Origin of the sequence: Proteiniphilum sp. UBA1028 (genome assembly GCF_002316955.1) — a bacterium.
Lineage (GTDB): Bacteria > Bacteroidota > Bacteroidia > Bacteroidales > Dysgonomonadaceae > Proteiniphilum.
On sequence record NZ_DCEN01000012.1, the window covers coordinates 40,649 to 58,030 of the forward strand.

At 49.1% G+C, this 17,382-nt stretch carries 17 protein-coding genes, 1 tRNA gene and 1 pseudogene; 9 read left to right on the top strand and 10 right to left on the bottom strand.

All coding sequences use genetic code 11. From position 1 onward, the window contains the following. Together B3Z75_RS01550 and B3Z75_RS01555 are read left to right on the top strand one after the other, a co-directional pair. Window positions 1-291, top strand: a pseudogene (locus B3Z75_RS01550) (hypothetical protein); the annotation flags it as partial. A gap of 7 nt (window positions 292-298) precedes the next feature. After that, window positions 299-1,099: a pyrroline-5-carboxylate reductase family protein gene (locus B3Z75_RS01555; protein WP_294067039.1), complete on the top strand. Its 801-nt coding sequence runs from the start codon at window positions 299-301 to the stop codon at window positions 1,097-1,099. A gap of 4 nt (window positions 1,100-1,103) precedes the next feature. Here the strand turns inward: B3Z75_RS01555 and B3Z75_RS01560 are convergent, their stop codons facing one another. From B3Z75_RS01560 to B3Z75_RS01595, 8 genes are all read right to left on the bottom strand, one after another. Further along, window positions 1,104-1,535 (bottom strand): SufE family protein, encoded by a 432-nt coding sequence (locus B3Z75_RS01560; RefSeq protein ID WP_294067041.1) that lies wholly within the window; start codon window positions 1,533-1,535, stop codon window positions 1,104-1,106. A 92-nt stretch (window positions 1,536-1,627) separates the two neighbouring features. Continuing rightward, the gene (locus tag B3Z75_RS01565) at window positions 1,628-2,632 is read right to left on the bottom strand and encodes a M28 family peptidase (RefSeq protein WP_294067043.1); all 1,005 of its coding nucleotides are present in this window, start codon (window positions 2,630-2,632) and stop codon (window positions 1,628-1,630) included. A gap of 76 nt (window positions 2,633-2,708) precedes the next feature. Then, window positions 2,709-4,223 (bottom strand): potassium/proton antiporter, encoded by a 1,515-nt coding sequence (locus B3Z75_RS01570; RefSeq protein WP_294067045.1) that lies wholly within the window; start codon window positions 4,221-4,223, stop codon window positions 2,709-2,711. A 12-nt stretch (window positions 4,224-4,235) separates the two neighbouring features. After that, window positions 4,236-5,138: a S66 peptidase family protein gene (locus tag B3Z75_RS01575; protein ID WP_294067047.1), complete on the bottom strand. Its 903-nt coding sequence runs from the start codon at window positions 5,136-5,138 to the stop codon at window positions 4,236-4,238. A 61-nt stretch (window positions 5,139-5,199) separates the two neighbouring features. After that, on the bottom strand, window positions 5,200-7,158 hold the full coding sequence (gyrB, locus tag B3Z75_RS01580) for a DNA topoisomerase (ATP-hydrolyzing) subunit B (protein ID WP_294067049.1): 1,959 nt from the start codon (window positions 7,156-7,158) through the stop codon (window positions 5,200-5,202). A 205-nt stretch (window positions 7,159-7,363) separates the two neighbouring features. Then, window positions 7,364-7,669: a Dabb family protein gene (locus B3Z75_RS01585; protein WP_294067051.1), complete on the bottom strand. Its 306-nt coding sequence runs from the start codon at window positions 7,667-7,669 to the stop codon at window positions 7,364-7,366. 83 nt (window positions 7,670-7,752) lie between these two features. Further along, complete coding sequence (gene rpsT / locus B3Z75_RS01590; protein ID WP_294067053.1) at window positions 7,753-8,007, bottom strand: 30S ribosomal protein S20; 255 nt, start codon at window positions 8,005-8,007, stop codon at window positions 7,753-7,755. 35 nt (window positions 8,008-8,042) lie between these two features. Further along, window positions 8,043-8,114: transfer RNA gene (locus tag B3Z75_RS01595), tRNA-Glu, on the bottom strand. A 245-nt stretch (window positions 8,115-8,359) separates the two neighbouring features. Between B3Z75_RS01595 and rpmH the strand changes: the two genes are divergently transcribed. The 6 genes from rpmH to B3Z75_RS01625 all read left to right on the top strand — a co-directional run bounded on the left by rpmH (window position 8,360) and on the right by B3Z75_RS01625 (window position 13,332). Then, on the top strand, window positions 8,360-8,506 hold the full coding sequence (gene rpmH / locus B3Z75_RS01600) for a 50S ribosomal protein L34 (RefSeq protein WP_294067055.1): 147 nt from the start codon (window positions 8,360-8,362) through the stop codon (window positions 8,504-8,506). Between the two features lie 256 nt (window positions 8,507-8,762). Next, a complete protein-coding gene (locus B3Z75_RS01605) occupies window positions 8,763-9,425 on the top strand; it encodes a PASTA domain-containing protein (RefSeq protein ID WP_294067057.1) in 663 nt (220 codons plus the stop codon). A gap of 11 nt (window positions 9,426-9,436) precedes the next feature. Continuing rightward, on the top strand, window positions 9,437-10,522 hold the full coding sequence (locus B3Z75_RS01610) for an RluA family pseudouridine synthase (RefSeq protein ID WP_414702842.1): 1,086 nt from the start codon (window positions 9,437-9,439) through the stop codon (window positions 10,520-10,522). A 22-nt stretch (window positions 10,523-10,544) separates the two neighbouring features. Then, a complete protein-coding gene (locus B3Z75_RS01615) occupies window positions 10,545-11,546 on the top strand; it encodes a D-alanine--D-alanine ligase (protein ID WP_294067059.1) in 1,002 nt (333 codons plus the stop codon). A gap of 8 nt (window positions 11,547-11,554) precedes the next feature. Then, window positions 11,555-12,709 (top strand): 1-acyl-sn-glycerol-3-phosphate acyltransferase, encoded by a 1,155-nt coding sequence (locus B3Z75_RS01620; RefSeq protein ID WP_294067062.1) that lies wholly within the window; start codon window positions 11,555-11,557, stop codon window positions 12,707-12,709. A 14-nt stretch (window positions 12,710-12,723) separates the two neighbouring features. Next, window positions 12,724-13,332 (top strand): hypothetical protein, encoded by a 609-nt coding sequence (locus B3Z75_RS01625; protein WP_294067064.1) that lies wholly within the window; start codon window positions 12,724-12,726, stop codon window positions 13,330-13,332. Between the two features lie 71 nt (window positions 13,333-13,403). Here B3Z75_RS01625 and B3Z75_RS01630 read toward each other — a convergent pair whose 3' ends face one another. Both B3Z75_RS01630 and B3Z75_RS01635 read right to left on the bottom strand, forming a co-directional pair. Further along, window positions 13,404-14,276: an energy transducer TonB gene (locus B3Z75_RS01630; RefSeq protein ID WP_294067066.1), complete on the bottom strand. Its 873-nt coding sequence runs from the start codon at window positions 14,274-14,276 to the stop codon at window positions 13,404-13,406. 185 nt (window positions 14,277-14,461) lie between these two features. Further along, the gene (locus B3Z75_RS01635) at window positions 14,462-15,313 is read right to left on the bottom strand and encodes a bifunctional helix-turn-helix domain-containing protein/methylated-DNA--[protein]-cysteine S-methyltransferase (RefSeq protein ID WP_294067068.1); all 852 of its coding nucleotides are present in this window, start codon (window positions 15,311-15,313) and stop codon (window positions 14,462-14,464) included. 271 nt (window positions 15,314-15,584) lie between these two features. Between B3Z75_RS01635 and typA the strand changes: the two genes are divergently transcribed. Further along, the coding region (gene typA, locus B3Z75_RS01640; protein WP_294067070.1) for a translational GTPase TypA at window positions 15,585-17,382 on the top strand (1,798 nt) is incomplete at its 3' end.

The window sequence follows — 17,382 nt, forward strand, 5'->3', positions numbered from 1 at the left end:
TCGGATATCGACGGCATCTTCGATCACAACCCGCATCTCCACTCCGATGCCAGGCTGATTGCAGAGGTGGACAACCTGGATTCTGTCAGGCATTGTATCGAAGAAAAAGCCTCCACGCTGGGTACGGGGGGCATGTCGTCAAAGGTATATGCAGCCGAAATTTGTATGAGAAATGGCGTAGAGATGTGGATTGTGAACGGTCAGCGGGCCAACCACATCCTCCGGGCAATGAAGGGAGAGATACCGTTCACCCGTTTTCGTGGCAATACTGATCAGCAACCGGAGAAATAATATACAAATGAAACAGGGATTTATTGGATTCGGCAATCTGGCCAGGGCAGTATACAGGGGATTGAAAGAAGAAGAAGGGATGGAGTTTGCCTACTTTGCCAGAAACAAAAAGGAGGCCCCCCTACCTTATTACGATACCATGCAGGGCCTGGTAGCTGCTTCCGACGTGATATGGCTGGGTGTAAAACCACAGGACCTGGGCGACATTCTCACAGAGTTGAAAGCCTGCAACAGGGAAGAAAAAACCATTGTCTCCCCTGTTGCCGGAAAAAGCATCGCACACATTGAACGCTACCTGGGGAAGGAGCAGCTGATTGTCCGCATCATGCCCAACCTCGCCATGGCTTACCGGAAATCGGTTACTGCTTTTACCGCCAACCGGCCCGGCGACAAGAAGGCAAGGGAAATATACGCACTGTTGGGTAAACTGGGCAAAGCAGTGGAGCTGGAGGAGAGTGGTTTCGATCTGTTCACCTCCATCTTCGGTAGTGGCCCGGCCTTTATCCTTTCCTTCATTCAAATCTTCAAAGAGAAGATGCAAGAGTTCAATCTGCCAGGGCCCTTGCTGGACGAGCTATTGTTGGAGTTAACGCAGGGGACCACCCTCTATTTTGCACAAAATCAGAAAGACTACAGCATTGAGGAGCTAATCAGGAACATCACCAGCAAGGGAGGTACCACCCAGGCAGGGCTGGATTATTTCCGCAACCATAAGATCGGGAAACATTTCGAGGGCGTACTTGATGCAGCTAGAAACCGTTCGGAAGAGATGAGCCACAACGGGAACAACATTTCCGAACAGTCATGATGCCCTAGGCTTTTTCCATCTTCGCCTTGTAGGCAATGGCATAGAAGCGAATCTGTTTAATTACGGAAAGAAGCCCGTTGGAACGGGTAGGCGAAAGATGTTCGGTGAGTCCAATCTCTTTCAGGAAGCGCAGGTCGGTGCCAATAATTTCATCCGGCGTACGACCGTCAAACACACGCAGCACCAAAGCAAGCAGCCCCTTCACGATGATGGCATCACTTTCGGCCTGAAACCACAGTTTTCCATCCCGGTAGTCCGTTTGTAGCCACACGCGACTCTGGCAACCCTCAATGATATTTTCGGGCGTCTTGTATTTTTCATCGAGCGAAGGCAGGGCGTTGCCATGTTCTATGATTACCGCGTACTTGTCCATCCAGTCGTCGTAGAGGCTGAATTCATCAATTATCTCCTGTTGTACTTCGTTTATTGTCTGCATTGTTTCACTTTTCATTAGGAGAGGCCTTTCCGTCGTATCCGGCCGGCTCTTTCTCCCTGACTATTTTCTGTTGCTGAGAGAGTCTCTCTGTTTTACTTTTCTGAAAAAATCACTTCCATGACGGTCTGGCCGACTGCCTTCAGGGTATTGCGGTCGATATTGCGCATATCGTCGCTGAGGGTATGCCAATGTGGAGCAAAGCCCGTAGGCGTGTCGTTCTTCAGATTGATGATATTGGCACTGGGAGCACGTTTCATCTTGTTTACCGGCAAATGGTCGTCGGTAATATATCCGCCACTCTGGGAAAGGAAATAATTGTCGTATCCCAACCTTGCTGCAGTGATCCATACCTTTTCCACCACGCCGGGTGCATATTGCATGGAGTATCCCTCTTTTCGAAAGGTAGCATTGCTGCTACCCACCATATCCAGCAGGATGCCATAAGCTGCTTTGTAGTTCTCCGTATGAGGCTGCTCTGACCAGTATTGAGAACCCAGGCACCACCAGTCGCCTTGCACCCATTCTTCATCAAAAGAAGGCTGCCCCCAGTCCTCCAGGTCGAATAAGATGATGTCCACACCAACTTCCAGGGGTTTTAGTTGTAGCTGACGGGCAATTTCGAGCAGCACCCCCACCCCGCTTGCTCCATCGTCCGCACCGGTGATTGCCTGCCGTTGTCTTTGTCTATCACTTTCTTCATCGGCAAACGGGCGGGAGTCCCAATGGGCAAAGAGCAATATCCTTTTTTCCTTTTCCGGTTGATAGCTGGCCACGATATTTCGTAAGGGCAGATTCTTTCCGTCGTAATGGGTGATGCTGGCACGTTGTTCGATCACCGAGGCGCCGTATCTCTTTAACTTTGCTGTCAGGTAATCGCCGCAAGCCTCGTGTGCCGGTGAGCCCGGCACGCGCGCCCCAAAATCGACCTGTGCCTGTATAAACGCATAGGCACTGTCGGCATTAAAATCGGGCGAAAGCCGAGTATATAATTCTGGCTCCGCAACTTGCTTTTTGGGCTGGCAGGAGTTACAGGACAACGTATAGAGGAATCCTGCAATCAATACCACACTAAACGAAAAGATGCGCAGTTGTTTCATTTACAATATATTTTTTTAGTTTTCAGAATTCCGTTGACGGTTTTCTGTTTTTATTCTTAATACCGGATCTTGCATCTCACCTGTTCTTCTGATAGGAATAGTCCGAAATGCCGATATTCGTATAGGTCTCCTTGAGCGCCTCCTCATCGTCGGTAATCACCAGCAGCTTATCTCCGGCGTGCAATTCAGTCTGCCCGGTAGGCACAAAATACTGCTCTCCCCGCTTCACCATGACTACCAATGTCTTGTCGGGCAGCGGCATCTCAATCAGGTTTCTTCCATACTGCAAGGTCTCCTCGGAAATATGAATCTCTGTCATGGCCGATTTGATCTCTTCGGCAAACTCCACGTCAAAATCTTCAAACTCCTTGTACTGAGGCGGTTTTTCGGATAACCTCAGCCATCGTGCCACAATGGGCAGTGATGTTCCCTGAACAAGTAGGGATACGATCGTGATAACAAACACCATATTAAAGATCCATCTTGCATGAGGAATCCCTTCCGCCAGCGGAAGTATGGCAAAGATGATGGGTACAGCCCCTCTCAGGCCGACCCACGAGACATACAGCTTATCTTTAAAACCGATTTTGCGAAACGGCAGAAGTGTCAGGAAAACGGTGAGCGGTCGACCGGCAAAGATAAGGAAGAAAGATATGATTAATGCCGGCACCAGGACATCAAGCAGTTCACCCGGGTTGACAAGCAGCCCGAGCGTGAGAAACAATAATATCTGGCTCATCCAGGCAAAACCATCCATAAACTTCATGGAGGTACGCTTGTGCGAGAATTTTGAATTGCCGATCACCAGCCCGGCAATATAGACAGCGAGATAGCCATTACCTTTCAGATAATAGGTCGATGCAAATATAAAAACTCCCACGATCAGCAACAGCACGGGGTACAAGGAAGCGTTGGCCATCCGGATGCGGTTGATGACGATTACGGCTCCTTTTCCGAGGAGAAAGCCCATTCCGGCACCCACAACCAACTGTATCACAACATTCAGGACTACCATGCCTATATGCGGGTCGCTGCCAGACTGGATAATACCCATGAACATCACGGTAAGCATATAGGCCATCGGGTCGTTGCTTCCGCTTTCCAGCTCAAGCAGGGGACGCAGGTTATTCTTGAGCACCAGTCCTTTGGACCTCAAGATGCCGAACACGGAGGCTGAATCGGTAGAGGAAAACGTAGAGGCGAGCAGCATCGCCGTGAGCATGCCAATGCCCAGTGCGGGAAACATCATCCCCGAGAGCCAGTAAGTAAAGAAGCCTGTAATGATTGCCGTGATGAACACCCCCAGGGTGGCAAGCACCACCCCCGGCCAGATGACCGGCTTTATTTCCGAAAACTTGGTATCCAGTCCACCTGAAAAAAGAATAATTGTCAAACAGATGGTGCCTATTGTCTGGGCAGTTTGCACATTTTCAAACACCAGCCCAAAACCGTCGGAGCCAAAGGCCATGCCCACAACGAGGAAAAGCAACAATACCGGGACGCCAAAGCGATGGCCTGCTTTTCCCACCAGCATACTGATGAAAAACAGAATGGACCCTATAAGTAGTAGAAGCTCGGTACTTATCGTCATTGTATCTTATTATTATTGAGTGAATGTAATGTGATCGGGCAATATGCTCAGCGATGCATCCATACCCATAATCAAGGGGAAGTTCAGCTTTGCATGTCCCACCGGAAAATCAAAGCAGACAGGAAAATCACAATCTCTCACAGCCTCCAGAATAGATTGCCTCAACGGGAAATACATCTGGTCGTCCTCTTCATAATCCGAAAACTGCCCCACAATCAAGCCGCTTATTCTCTCAAAAGCACCTGCAAGCTTTAACTGCCAAATCATCCGGTCCACCCGGTATGGAACTTCGCCTGTATCTTCAATAAACAAAATACCCCGATGAGGTATCTTTGCATACGGAGAACCCAGCAAACCGCAAAAAACAGATAAATTTCCCCCAAAAAGGCTTCCGGCAGCGGAACCTTCCCGGTTCGGGGAACCTTCCGTCACAGGAATACGATATTCCACCGATTGCCCCGCAAGCAGGGATCTGATATAACGGAGAGATCTGTCTCCTTCACCCTCGTCAGAAAAATGTTTGGCCATGGGGCCATGCACCGAAGCAATGCCATTATGCTGCAAGGCTGCATGCAGGGCAGTGATATCGCTAAAGCCGACCACCCATTTTGGATTTTTTCTGATCCCTGCAAAATCGAGCCTGCTGAGTAAATGAACCGTACCGTATCCGCCACGGGAGCAGAGAACAAGCTTCACTGCCGGATCGTCAAAAGCCTGTTGAAGGTCGCCCAGTCTCTCTTCCACCGATCCGCTGAAACGGCCGGCATCAGACAGCGTATGATCGGCAATGATGGGCTGCAGTCCCCAGCTCTTCAAGACCGCGGCCGCATCATGTACCATACAGCTGTCAATCTTTCCCGCAGGGGAAAGGATGACAGCTGTATCATTTATTTGCAGAGAGGGAGGACGTATCATGTCGAACCATTTATTAACGCGCCATCACGAAGGACAGCACCACTCAGAAGAGTGAGCATGCTTACGCGTCGATATTTGCATAGGTAGCATTTTCTTCAATGAACTCCCGTCGCGGTGCAACCTCCTCTCCCATCAACATGGTGAAGATGATATCCGCATCGGCGGCATTTTCAATTGTCACCTGCTTCAGCAAGCGATGTTCGGGATTCATCGTGGTGCTCCAAAGCTGCTCGGCGTTCATTTCACCAAGACCCTTGTATCGTTGTGTATGGATGGAGTTCTCGTTACCGTCGCCATATTTGTCGATAAACTCTTTCCGCTGGCGTTCGTTGTAGCAATACTCCTCTACTTTGCCCTTCTTACACAGGTAAAGCGGCGGCGTGGCAATATAGACATATCCGTTTTCAATGAGCGTACGCATGTAGCGGAAGAAGAAGGTAAGGATCAGCGTATCAATATGGCTGCCATCGACGTCGGCGTCGGTCATCAGAATAATTTTGTGATACCGCAACTTCGAAATGTTGAGTTCCTTGGAATCCTCTTCCGTGCCGATGGTGACTCCCAGTGCCGTGTAGATATTCTTAATCTCGTCGCTCTCCAGCACCTTGTGCGGCATCGCCTTCTCCACATTCAATATTTTCCCGCGCAAGGGAAGAATAGCCTGAAACATCCGGTTGCGCCCCTGCTTGGCGGTACCCCCTGCAGAGTCACCCTCCACAAGGAAGATCTCGCTCAGCTCGGGATCCTTGCTGGAACAATCGGCCAGCTTGCCGGGCAATCCTGCTCCGGACAACGGTGATTTGCGCTGCACCATCTCCCGTGCCTTGCGAGCGGCCTGACGGGCTGTAGCTGCAAGAATCACCTTCTCCACAATCACTTTTGCTTCCCGGGGATGTTCTTCCAGATAGTACTTCAGTGCTTCGCCGATGGCCTGGTCTACGGCCCCGATTACTTCGTTGTTCCCCAGCTTGGTTTTGGTTTGTCCCTCAAACTGCGGCTCGGCCACCTTCACCGAGAGCACGGCTGTGAGCCCTTCGCGGAAGTCGTCACCACTGATTTCCACCTTTACCTTCTCCAACATTTTGGAGTCTTCGGCATACTTCTTCAGTGTGCGCGACAAGCCTCTCCTGAAACCGGTAAGATGGGTCCCTCCTTCAATCGTGTTGATGTTATTTACATACGAGAATATGTTCTCGTTGTACGTATCGTTATAGGTCATCGCGATCTCTATGGGAATCCCGTTTTTCTCTGTTACAATGTGAATGGGTGTCTGGATAAGCGAATCTTTGTTCTTGTCGATATAAATCACGAACTCTTCCAATCCCGTTTCGGAATAGAAACGTTCAGTCTTGTAGGATCCGTCTTCGCGGTGAGTCCTTTTATCAGTAAGCGTCAACGTAAGTCCTGCATTCAAAAAGGCCAGTTCCCGCAGGCGGGTGGCCAGGATATCGTACCGATACTCAAGGACGTTGAAAATGGCCTCGTCCGGTTTAAAGGTGATGATCGTTCCCGTATCCTTTGTCTCGCCGACAATATTCACATCGCTGTATGGCTTGCCCTGTGAATATTCCTGCACGTATATTTTTCCGTTCTTGCGAACCTCTGCCTTTAAATAAATGGAGAGAGCATTCACACAGGAAACACCCACACCGTGAAGCCCTCCGGAAACTTTGTAAGAACCCTTATCGAATTTCCCCCCTGCATGCAGCACGGTAAGCACTACCTCCAGAGCCGATTTTTTTTCCTTCTCGTGAAAATCCACCGGAATCCCCCGTCCGTTGTCCTTAACCGTAATAGAGTTATCTTCGTTGATGATGACATTTATTTCGGTACAATATCCGGCAAGTGCTTCGTCGATGGAGTTATCCACCACCTCGTACACCAAATGATGAAGCCCCTTTTCGCTCACATCGCCAATATACATTGCCGGACGCTTGCGCACCGCCTCAAGTCCTTCAAGCACCTGGATATTCTGGGCGGAATACTCTCCGCTTGAGGATCTTCTTTCTTCTTCTGACATGCTGATTTGTTTTGTTAAAATATCTCTTTGAATTAACGGTTTACACCCGGTTTAACGGCTGTAATAAAAACAAGCAAATGTACGAAAAATCCACCTCTTTTCCAATCCTTTTTGCTTTTTTTAGAAGCCATCAGCAAAGGGCACAAAAAAAAGAAAAGCGGACCTCTGGCCCGCTCTGCATGACAATCGAATGAGGAAAGCCCGACTAGAGGAGATAATCTATTGCCGCCCTGGCTGTCCGCACTTTTGCGACGAAAGCGCCTACCTGCAAATGTGCGGGATGTTCGGCATAAATCTTTAGATCGGCGAGCGACTCAAACTCACTATCGAGCACCACGTCATAATTGTCGCCGGCCGCATCGACATGATTCACACTTACTTCCATCTTCTTTATTTCGGGGATCACCTGCCTCAATGCCTCCAACCTTTCTTTAATGATAAGTGCATTTTCAGCTTTCGTCTTCCCTTCTGCCTGATCGGCCAGCTTAAACAACACCAGATGCTTGATCATATTTTTTTAATTGAGGATACCACATGCACAAAAAAGCCGAGCAATAAATGACCGGCTTTCTGTAAATTTATAACAATCAGAAATCAGCTTAAACTGTTCACGTGTGCAGCTAATTTCGATTTCAGGTTGTTGGCTTTATTTTGGTGAATCACGTTCTTCTTCGCCAACTTATCCAACATGGAACAAACTTCGGGATACATTTTCTGAGCTTCTTCCTTCGATGTAATGCCACGCAGTTTGCGAACCTGCCCCCTCGTTGTACGAGATGCATACCTGTTGGTCAACCGACGCACTTTGGTTTGTCTAATTCTCTTTTCTGATGATTTGTGATTTGCCATTTGATTGACGCGTAAATTTATTTCTTTTATACTTGTAGCCCATAGGGGAGTCGAACCCCTCTTTCAAGAATGAAAATCTTGCGTCCTAACCGATAGACGAATGGGCCTTTTGTAGGCGTGAACCTCACTTTGACCGGATCGATGTCCGAATTGCGGGTGCAAATATAGAATGTTTTTTTTTAACAGCAAAACATTCCCCCCATTTTTTCTGTTTTTTTCACAAATACGCATCCCGGGGGACAAAAACGGAAGTCTGTTTTTTTTATCCGTTTTAAAAATTGGTTCTTCCATTTTTTTTTCCTAATTTTGCGCCCGTAAATAATGTAGACAGCAACTATAATAGAATAAACATATGAAAAGAACATTTCAACCCTCTAACAGAAAGAGAAAAAACAAACACGGGTTCCGCTCCAGAATGACTACTAAAAACGGAAGAAAAGTGCTTGCTTCTCGTCGGGCTAAAGGCAGAGCAAGATTGACCGTGTCGGACGAATATTAAGCGAAGATTGCCCACCGGTGCCCTCTTTCCCTATATATAAGGGTGGCGCCTCCAGAACAAATCCGCCCTCTGCTTTTGCAGAAGATCGGAACAACATACAAAAACAGGAATGCGGAGATCCACATTCCTGTTTTTGTGTTTCCCGGCCATCTCCTTTTCGCTTCGCTTCATCTCTTTTTCTATTCCTTACCTCCTCACTGTTATTTTTTTTGTACTTTTGCACCAGCAATAAGCATTCTTATTTAGCATCGCGGTTATGACGACTAAAAAACAAACAGAGAAAACAATATTCGGCAATCACATTCTGAAAAATCTGCTGATAATCATTGGTTGTGGTATACTGATCATTGTCCTGGCATTGCTCTTGTTGGGTCTCTACACCCGGCATAGCCAGAATGTGGTGGTTCCCACCCTGGAGGGACTTCAGGTGAACGAAGCAAGCACCATTCTGCACGGCAAAGGACTGGAAGCCCAGATTGTGGATTCCGTCTACCGGCGTGACGCCGTACCCGGCGCCATCCTCGACCAGACGCCCAAAGCAGGCAATAAGGTGAAGGAGGGCCGCTCCATATATATCACCATTTATTCGCGGACTCCACAGCAGGTGTCCGTTCCGGGACTGGTGGACTACTCAACGCGCCAGGCTTCTGCACTGCTGAACTCGCTGGGATTCACACAGCTATCCATGGAGGAGGTACCAGCCGAATACTCAGGTCTGGTAGTGGCCGTGAAGTATCGGGGAAAGACACTGACGCCCGACGAGAAAGTGCCTGCAGGTTCTCCCCTGACGCTGGTCATCACCAGCGGCACGATAGCCGACTCCCTAAACGTGGACGATGAATATATTGTGGCACCGGAAAAAAACGGCGGCAGGAATTCTGACCCGCAGGAAGGAGCAATAGACAATTCATTTTTCTAATTGGCTGCACTGTGACGAAAGAAGATTTGGATGATTTTGATTTTTTGCCGGATGACGACGATGATTTGGCAGGCGATATTCCGGAGAAAGATCAAAAGTACGAACATTATCGATTTGTAGCCGATAAAGGACAAAACCTGCTGCGAATCGATAAGTTTCTGGCAGTACGGATTGAAGGAATCTCACGAAACAGGCTTCAGCAGGCTGCCGAGGCGGACTGCATCCTGGTCAACGGAAAACCGGTAAAATCGAATTACCGGGTGAAACCGCTCGACGAGATCTCCATTGTGATGGACTGGCCGCGGCATGAGCTGGAGATACTTCCCGAAGACATTCCGCTAAACATTGTATACGAAGACGATACCCTGATGGTGGTGAATAAACCGGCCGGCATGGTGGTACACCCCGGACACGGGAATTATACCGGCACACTGGTCAACGCAGTGGCTTTTCACCTGAAGCAGGATCATATTAGTGGCATGGACGACCCCCGGATGGGGTTGGTACACAGAATTGACAAAGACACCTCCGGATTGCTGCTGGTTGCAAAGACGCCCGAAGCCAAAACCGACCTCTCCGCTCAATTCTTCCGGAAAGAGACCAAACGGCTCTATGTGGCGTTGGTTTGGGGGAATGTGGTTGAAGACAACGGAACCATTGAGGGCCACATAGGGCGCGACCCGAAGGACCGCATGGTCATGCGTGTCTTTCCCGAAGGCGACCAGGGCAAGGCAGCCGTCACACACTACACCGTGCTGGAACGATTTGGCTACGTCACCCTCGTCCAGTGCCGGCTCGAGACAGGCCGTACTCATCAGATAAGGGCCCACATGAAGCACCTGGGACACCCGCTGTTCAACGACGAACGCTATGGTGGCAACGAGATCCTTCGGGGAACACATTTTGCGAAATACAAACAATTTGTGTACAATTGTTTTGCCCTCTGCCCGCGTCAATGCCTCCACGCACGCACGCTGGGATTCATACATCCGGCTACAAGAGAAACGCTTCATTTTGAGAGTGACATACCGGATGACATGCAGGCCGTCATAGACCGTTGGCGTATATACACGGCATCGAGAGAACAAATTGAGTGAAAAACAAACATATAATAATTGCATGAACAAAAATATCGCCATCGTGTGGGGCGGATATTCCTCAGAGAAGGTGATTTCCGAAAAAAGCGCCGCCGGCATATACTCCTTCCTCGACAAGATTAGATACAACATCTTCAAGGTGAAGATCGATCGCACATCGTGGGAGGCAGAATACCACGGGGTCACTATTCCCATCAACAAAAATGATTTCAGCTTCGTGGCTAACGGGCAAACGGTCAAGATCCACTTTGCCTATATCACCATCCACGGCACTCCCGGCGAAGACGGCACGTTGCAGGGCTATTTCGATATGCTGGGCATCCCCTATTCAAACTGTGGGGTACTGGCATCGGCACTCACATTCAACAAGTTCACCTGCAACCACTTTCTGAAAAGCTTCGGCATCAGGGTGGCCGACTCGGTAATTCTGAGAAGAAACGATCCGTTCCGTCCCGGAGATATTGTCTCCGGACTTGGCTTACCGCTTTTCGTAAAGCCCAATGTGGGCGGGTCGAGCTTCGCCACCGCCAAGGTAAAAGAGGCGTCACAACTGGAAAAAGCGGTTGAAGATGCCTTTCTGGAAGCACCGGAGGTAATTATCGAGAGTTTTATCGCGGGTACAGAGGTGACCTGTGGCTGTTTTGAAACCGACAAAGGGTTCACCGCACTGCCGCTGACCGAGGTGGTAACTACCAACGAATTCTTCGATTTCAATGCCAAGTACAACGGTCAGGTGGAGGAGATCACGCCGGCACGGATATCCGACGGACTCACGCTGACCATTCAACGGGAGACCGAAAAAATATACCGGCTGATCGGTGCAAAAGGGATCATCCGGGCCGACTACATTATTTCCGATAACCAACCTGTCCTTCTTGAAGTGAACACCACACCCGGAATGACATCCACCAGCTTTATCCCCCAGCAGGCGGCGGCAGCGGGACTATCCATGACAGATATCCTGACAGGCATCATTGAAACAGAATACAAAAAAGCAAGGGAAGCAAGTTCTGCTTTACCATAAATCTCCTGATGATGGAAACAACAACCAACCTTTTCGACGACATCCGGCCGCTCCACGACAGTGAAGTAGCAGAAACCATAGCTCTGCTTCTTGACGACCTGTATTTTAGGCGTGCAGTGGAGCCATTCGTTAAGCCATTCACCTGGGAACAGTTTTCGGCTGCCATGAGTAGCTGTAACTCGAAGCAGGACTTTCAGCGTAACATCATTTATCCGGTTATGCACAAGCTTATTGACCGGACAACCACCGAAATGAAGGGTTACGGATGGGAAAACGGAGATGAGCAACACAATCACCTTTACGTTTCCAATCACCGCGACATTGTACTGGATGCAGCCTTCCTGAACATTTTGATGTTCGACAAGGGAAAACCAACCACCGAGATTGCCATCGGTGATAACTTGCTGATTTACCCGTGGATTGAAAAGCTGGTGCGACTCAACAAAAGCTTCGTAGTGAAACGGGGTGTTTCCGTGAGGCAGATGCTGGAGGCATCCACCCACCTCTCTCGCTACATCCACCATACCGTGTTTGAAAGGGCTCAGCCGGTGTGGATAGCCCAACGGGAAGGACGAGCAAAGGATTCAAACGACAAGACACAGGTGAGCCTGCTAAAGATGCTCACGCTGCACGACAGCACCCATCCTGTCGATGCATTGAAACACCTGCAGATCATTCCCCTGTCAATATCTTACGAGTTGGACCCCTGTGACTATCTGAAAGCCAAGGAGTTTCAGCTCAAGCGAGACAATCCGACACACAAAAAAAGCAATGCCGATGACATCGAAAATATGCTCACCGGAATCATGGGATTCAAGGGCCGTGTCCATTTCCGGTTTGGCTCCTGCATCAATCCGCTGATCGAAGCTTTTCCTGCCGATACCCCACGCAACGAGTTGCTGGAAAAGGTAGCCGACATCATCGACAAGGAGATCTACCGCAACTACTCCTTCTTCCCGTTCAATTATGTAGCATACGACCGGATGAGCAACACAAACAGGTTCGCATCGGAATATACCGCAGAAGATGAACAGAATTTCGACAAATACCTGCGCACACAAATCAAAAAAATTGATATTCCAGAAAAAGACGAGACTTTTCTCCGGAAAAAAATAATAGAGATGTACGGAAACACCGTCAAAAACAACCTCCGGGTTCTCTGAAAAAGTGGATGAAAATGAAACCTGCCCTCTTTGCCCTGTGTATTGCTCTCCTTTTGTTGCCGGTAACCGGTTGTGAAAAGGATCCAAAACGCCTGGACAATTATTTCGTGGATTTTGCCACTGTGAAAAAGGAGGCTGCGGGCTACCGTTTCCTGTTGGACAACGGCAGGCTGCTTGTTCCCCAAGAAACAGACTATACGGGTGACGAGGGTCAACGCGTAATTTTCAACTATGTCCCCTTGCAGGGAGATACGGTCAAGATCAATCAGGTCACCAACATCTTCACAGGAGCAATACAGTCGGAAGGTTTTCCGGAAAGGTACACAAAAGATCCGGTCAAAATTCAAAGCATCTGGGTGGCGGGCGGTTATCTCAACATGGTTATCGAAACCGAATATCACAGCAAACCACACAAGGTGGCACTGTTTCGCGATAGCTCCTCACCCTCGGCAGATCTATACTTCAGTCATTCCCGGGAGGATGATCCTCCCGGCTACCCGCAAATAATGTACGTTTCCTTCCTGCTCAGCAGCCTGCATACCCAAAACGGAACTCCCGTTTCTTTCCGGCTATTCATCCAGACTTACAACGGGCTCCGCGAAATGCACTTCACCCTGCAATAATCCACACACATCCCCTGCCCTGCTACCGGATAATCTATCCGGCATTTCCAGTAAACTTACCTTTCGCTGGGTTATGGGCGGCTCTGTGTCAGAGGAGGAATCGGATCTTCGTCGATAGCAAAATCAATCGGCAAAAGACATTTTACGTTCACCTTTTCACCCCCGTTTTCACCCGGGATCCATTTCGGCATCAGTCCAAGTACCCTTACTGCCTCGTCGTTCAGCAGGGGATTCAACCCATCCACCACTTCAATGTTCGATACGGAGCCGTCGGCTGCTACGATAAACGAGCATAGGATCCTTCCCTGAATTCCCTCCTGCAGCGCTTCACGCGGGTAACGGATGTTATGGGAGATAAAATCACCAAGGCCTGTTTCGCCATGAGCGTATCGCGGCATCTTATCCACAATGGTGTAGATTTCTTGGTTTTCAATGATCTCCTTGTCGGTTTTGGCATAAGCCTTCGCGGTGGCGGAGCTGGAAGGTTGACCGGTACTTTTCGAAGCCACACGGGCATTTTTATTCAGCCTGAAATACATAGGTACATAGGTTTCGGACCGCACTATCTCTCCTTTATACCTTGCAGGACGCCACGGCGGCATATTCTGTAAAATACGCAATGCCTCCTTGTTGAGAAGCGAGTCGGCACGATGGATGATATTAAAATTGGAAAGCGTTCCGTCTTTTTCCACCACGAAGGTATACACGACTAACCCCTGGGCATCACGCGCAACTGCATCGGCCGGATAGCTCAACGTATTTGAGATAAAGCGGTGCATTTCGGCAGTGCCGCCTACATACATCGGCACAATATCAGGCTCTTCAATAATTTTATCGCTGTTCGAGACAGGAGGGTTCTGTGCGGTGAGAGGCAACGATGTACCGGTTAACATTCCAATAAAAACAGATAGGGCCGATACAATGAAAAATCTGCGTAAGTCCATTTGATGATGATCTGAAAAATATTACTGTTTAAGCTCACAAAGATACAAAAACCATCTGTTTACACAAACGAAAACTTAGCCGGGAGCCTATTTTCCTGATTTATTGCCTTCCTATTTTTTTCAGTGTTTTGCATTCCGGCAACCCGACATTCTCTCCCGGCGGTGTTTGTGGTCCGTACAGCCCGCTATATTTCCATCGAGTCCGTTTTAGCACATTCCCAACCAATCATGGCGGTTTTACGGGTGTTGCCCCACATATAACCACCAATACTTCCCGACGATTGAATAACTCGATGACAGGGAATAAGATAGGAAACAGGATTGCTGCCGATGGCCGTGCCAACTGCCCTGGAAGCACCGGCATTCTTTATGTGGGCGGCAACCCGTCCGTAGGTGGAGAGCTTCCCCATGGGAATTTTCAAAAGCGCCTCCCATACTTTCAATTGGAAATCGGTTCCTTTCAGGTGTAGTTTTATTTCGGGCAGCCTGCTCCAGTCGTTTTGAAAAATGGACAACGCGTTTTGTTGCATCAAATCCGGCTTTCGTTGAAAAACAGCGCTGGGAAATTGTCGTCTCAAATAGCCGAACGCATTGGTCTCATCGTCGTCAAAAGCCATATAGCAAACTCCTTTTGGCGTTGAAGCCACGATCACATTACCGAAGGGGCTTTTGGAAAAGCTGTAATTTATGAGAAGTTTTTCACCTCCGTTTTTGTATTCTGCCGGCGTCATCCCCTCAATTCCGATGAAAAGGTCGTGCAGCCGCCCCGTGCCCGAAAGTCCTGTCTCAAAAGCCGTATCCAAAAGGGTAGCCTGTTGCTCTTTCAGTAGCTTTTTGGCATGTTCAATGCTGATATACTGTAAGAATTTTTTGGGCGTCGTTCCTGCCCATTCGCAAAACAAACGCTGAAAATGAAAAGGACTTAAATGTACATGCCGGGCAACATCGTCCAGATCGGGTTGTTTCCTGAAATTATTTTTTATGTATTCAATTGCTTCGGCAATCCGGTTGTAATTAAGTTGTTGCTGTTCGTACATGAAATATGAATTTTATGCTGCAAATATCCGGATAATGTAGCTGTTGCAAAACCCGAAACTTGCTTTATTTTGTATGCAGGAAATGTTATCAAAGAAGGGCAGCTAGCCGCAGAGACGCAAATGTACACAATAGAATTAAAAAACAAACACTTACCCCAGCAAAAAAAACAACCCCATGCTGTTTGTCTGCAAAACGACACACAAATAAAGTTCCATATACTCATATTGTCGCTGAAAATCCGTACCTTTGTGGCCTAAAAAGATTGTTTTCATGCAAAATATCCGTAATATTGCCATCATTGCCCACGTGGATCATGGTAAGACCACGCTGGTGGATAAAATGTTGATGGCTGGCCACCTTTTCCGGGACAACAAACAGAACGACGACCTGATTCTGGATAACAACGACCTGGAACGGGAACGTGGCATCACCATCCTCTCCAAGAATGTTTCCATCCGTTATAAGGACACCAAGATAAACATCATTGACACACCCGGACACGCCGACTTTGGCGGGGAGGTGGAGCGCGTACTGAACATGGCCGACGGATGTCTGCTGGTTGTCGACGCCTTTGAAGGCCCCATGCCACAGACACGTTTTGTGCTGCATAAAGCACTGGAGATCGGGCTGAAACCCATCCTGGTGATTAACAAGGTGGACAAGCCCAACTGCCGCCCCGAAGAGGTGCAGGAAGAGGTGTTCGACCTGATGTTCAGCCTCAACGCCACCGAAGATCAGCTCGACTTTCCCACCATTTACGGATCTGCCAAACAGGGTTGGATGTCGGACAACTGGAAGAAGCCCTCGGGCGACATCATTCCGCTGCTCGATGCCATCCTCAAATATATCCCTGCCCCCAAAACACTGGAAGGGACCCCCCAGATGCTCATCACCTCACTCGATTATTCCAACTATGTGGGACGTATCGCCGTGGGACGCGTGCACCGTGGCGCCATCCTCATCAACAAGGATTATGCACTTTGCAAACGCGACGGCAGCATCAGGAAGATCCGCATTAAGGAAGTAGACGTATTCGAGGGACTGGGAAGGTCGAAGGTCGACGAAGTGACCTCCGGCGATATCTGCGCGCTGATCGGTATTGACGGATTTGAAATCGGCGACAGCATCACCGACCTGGAAAAGCCGGAACCGCTCGACCCCATTGCCATCGACGAGCCGACCATGTCGATGCTGTTCACCATCAACAATTCTCCTTTCTTCGGTCAGGACGGGAAATACGTCACCTCACGCCATATCTACGAACGGTTGATGCGCGAACTGGATAAGAACCTGGCGCTTCGCGTGGAGGAGACAGACAGCTCCGACTCGTGGATCGTATACGGCCGCGGTGTGTTGCACCTCTCGGTGCTGATCGAAACCATGCGCCGCGAAGGTTACGAACTGCAGGTAGGCCAGCCACAGGTGATCATCAAAGAGATTGCCGGGGAAAAGCATGAACCGGTAGAGCAACTCACCGTGAACCTTCCCGAAGAGTCGGCCAGCAAGATCATTGATGTGATTACCCGCCGTAAGGGAGAGCTTCTCTCCATGGAAAATAAAGGCGACCGTATGCACATGGAATTTGTCATCCCTTCACGGGGCATCATCGGGCTGAACAACGTTGTGCTCACCCTCTCTGCCGGGGAAGCCATCATGGCACACCGCTTTCTGGAGTTTCAACCCTGGAAAGGAACCATCGAAAAACGGCTCAACGGCTCCATCATTGCCGGCGAGTCAGGAAATGCCTATGCCTATGCACTGGACAAACTACAAGACAGGGGCCGCTTTTTTATCGAGCCACAAACCGATGTATATGCCGGACAAGTGGTAGGCGAACACACCAAGGAAGGCGACCTGGTAGTGAATGTCACCAAATCGAAGAAACTCACCAACGTGCGTGCCTCGGGCACCGACGACAAGGCCCAGCTGGCTCCTCCCGTAATTTTCAGTCTGGAAGAGGCCCTGGAGTATATCAAGGAAGATGAATACGTGGAAGTTACTCCCCGGTTTATGCGTATCAGGAAGATACTGCTGGACGAGAACGACCGCAAGCGGTCCGCAAAAAGGG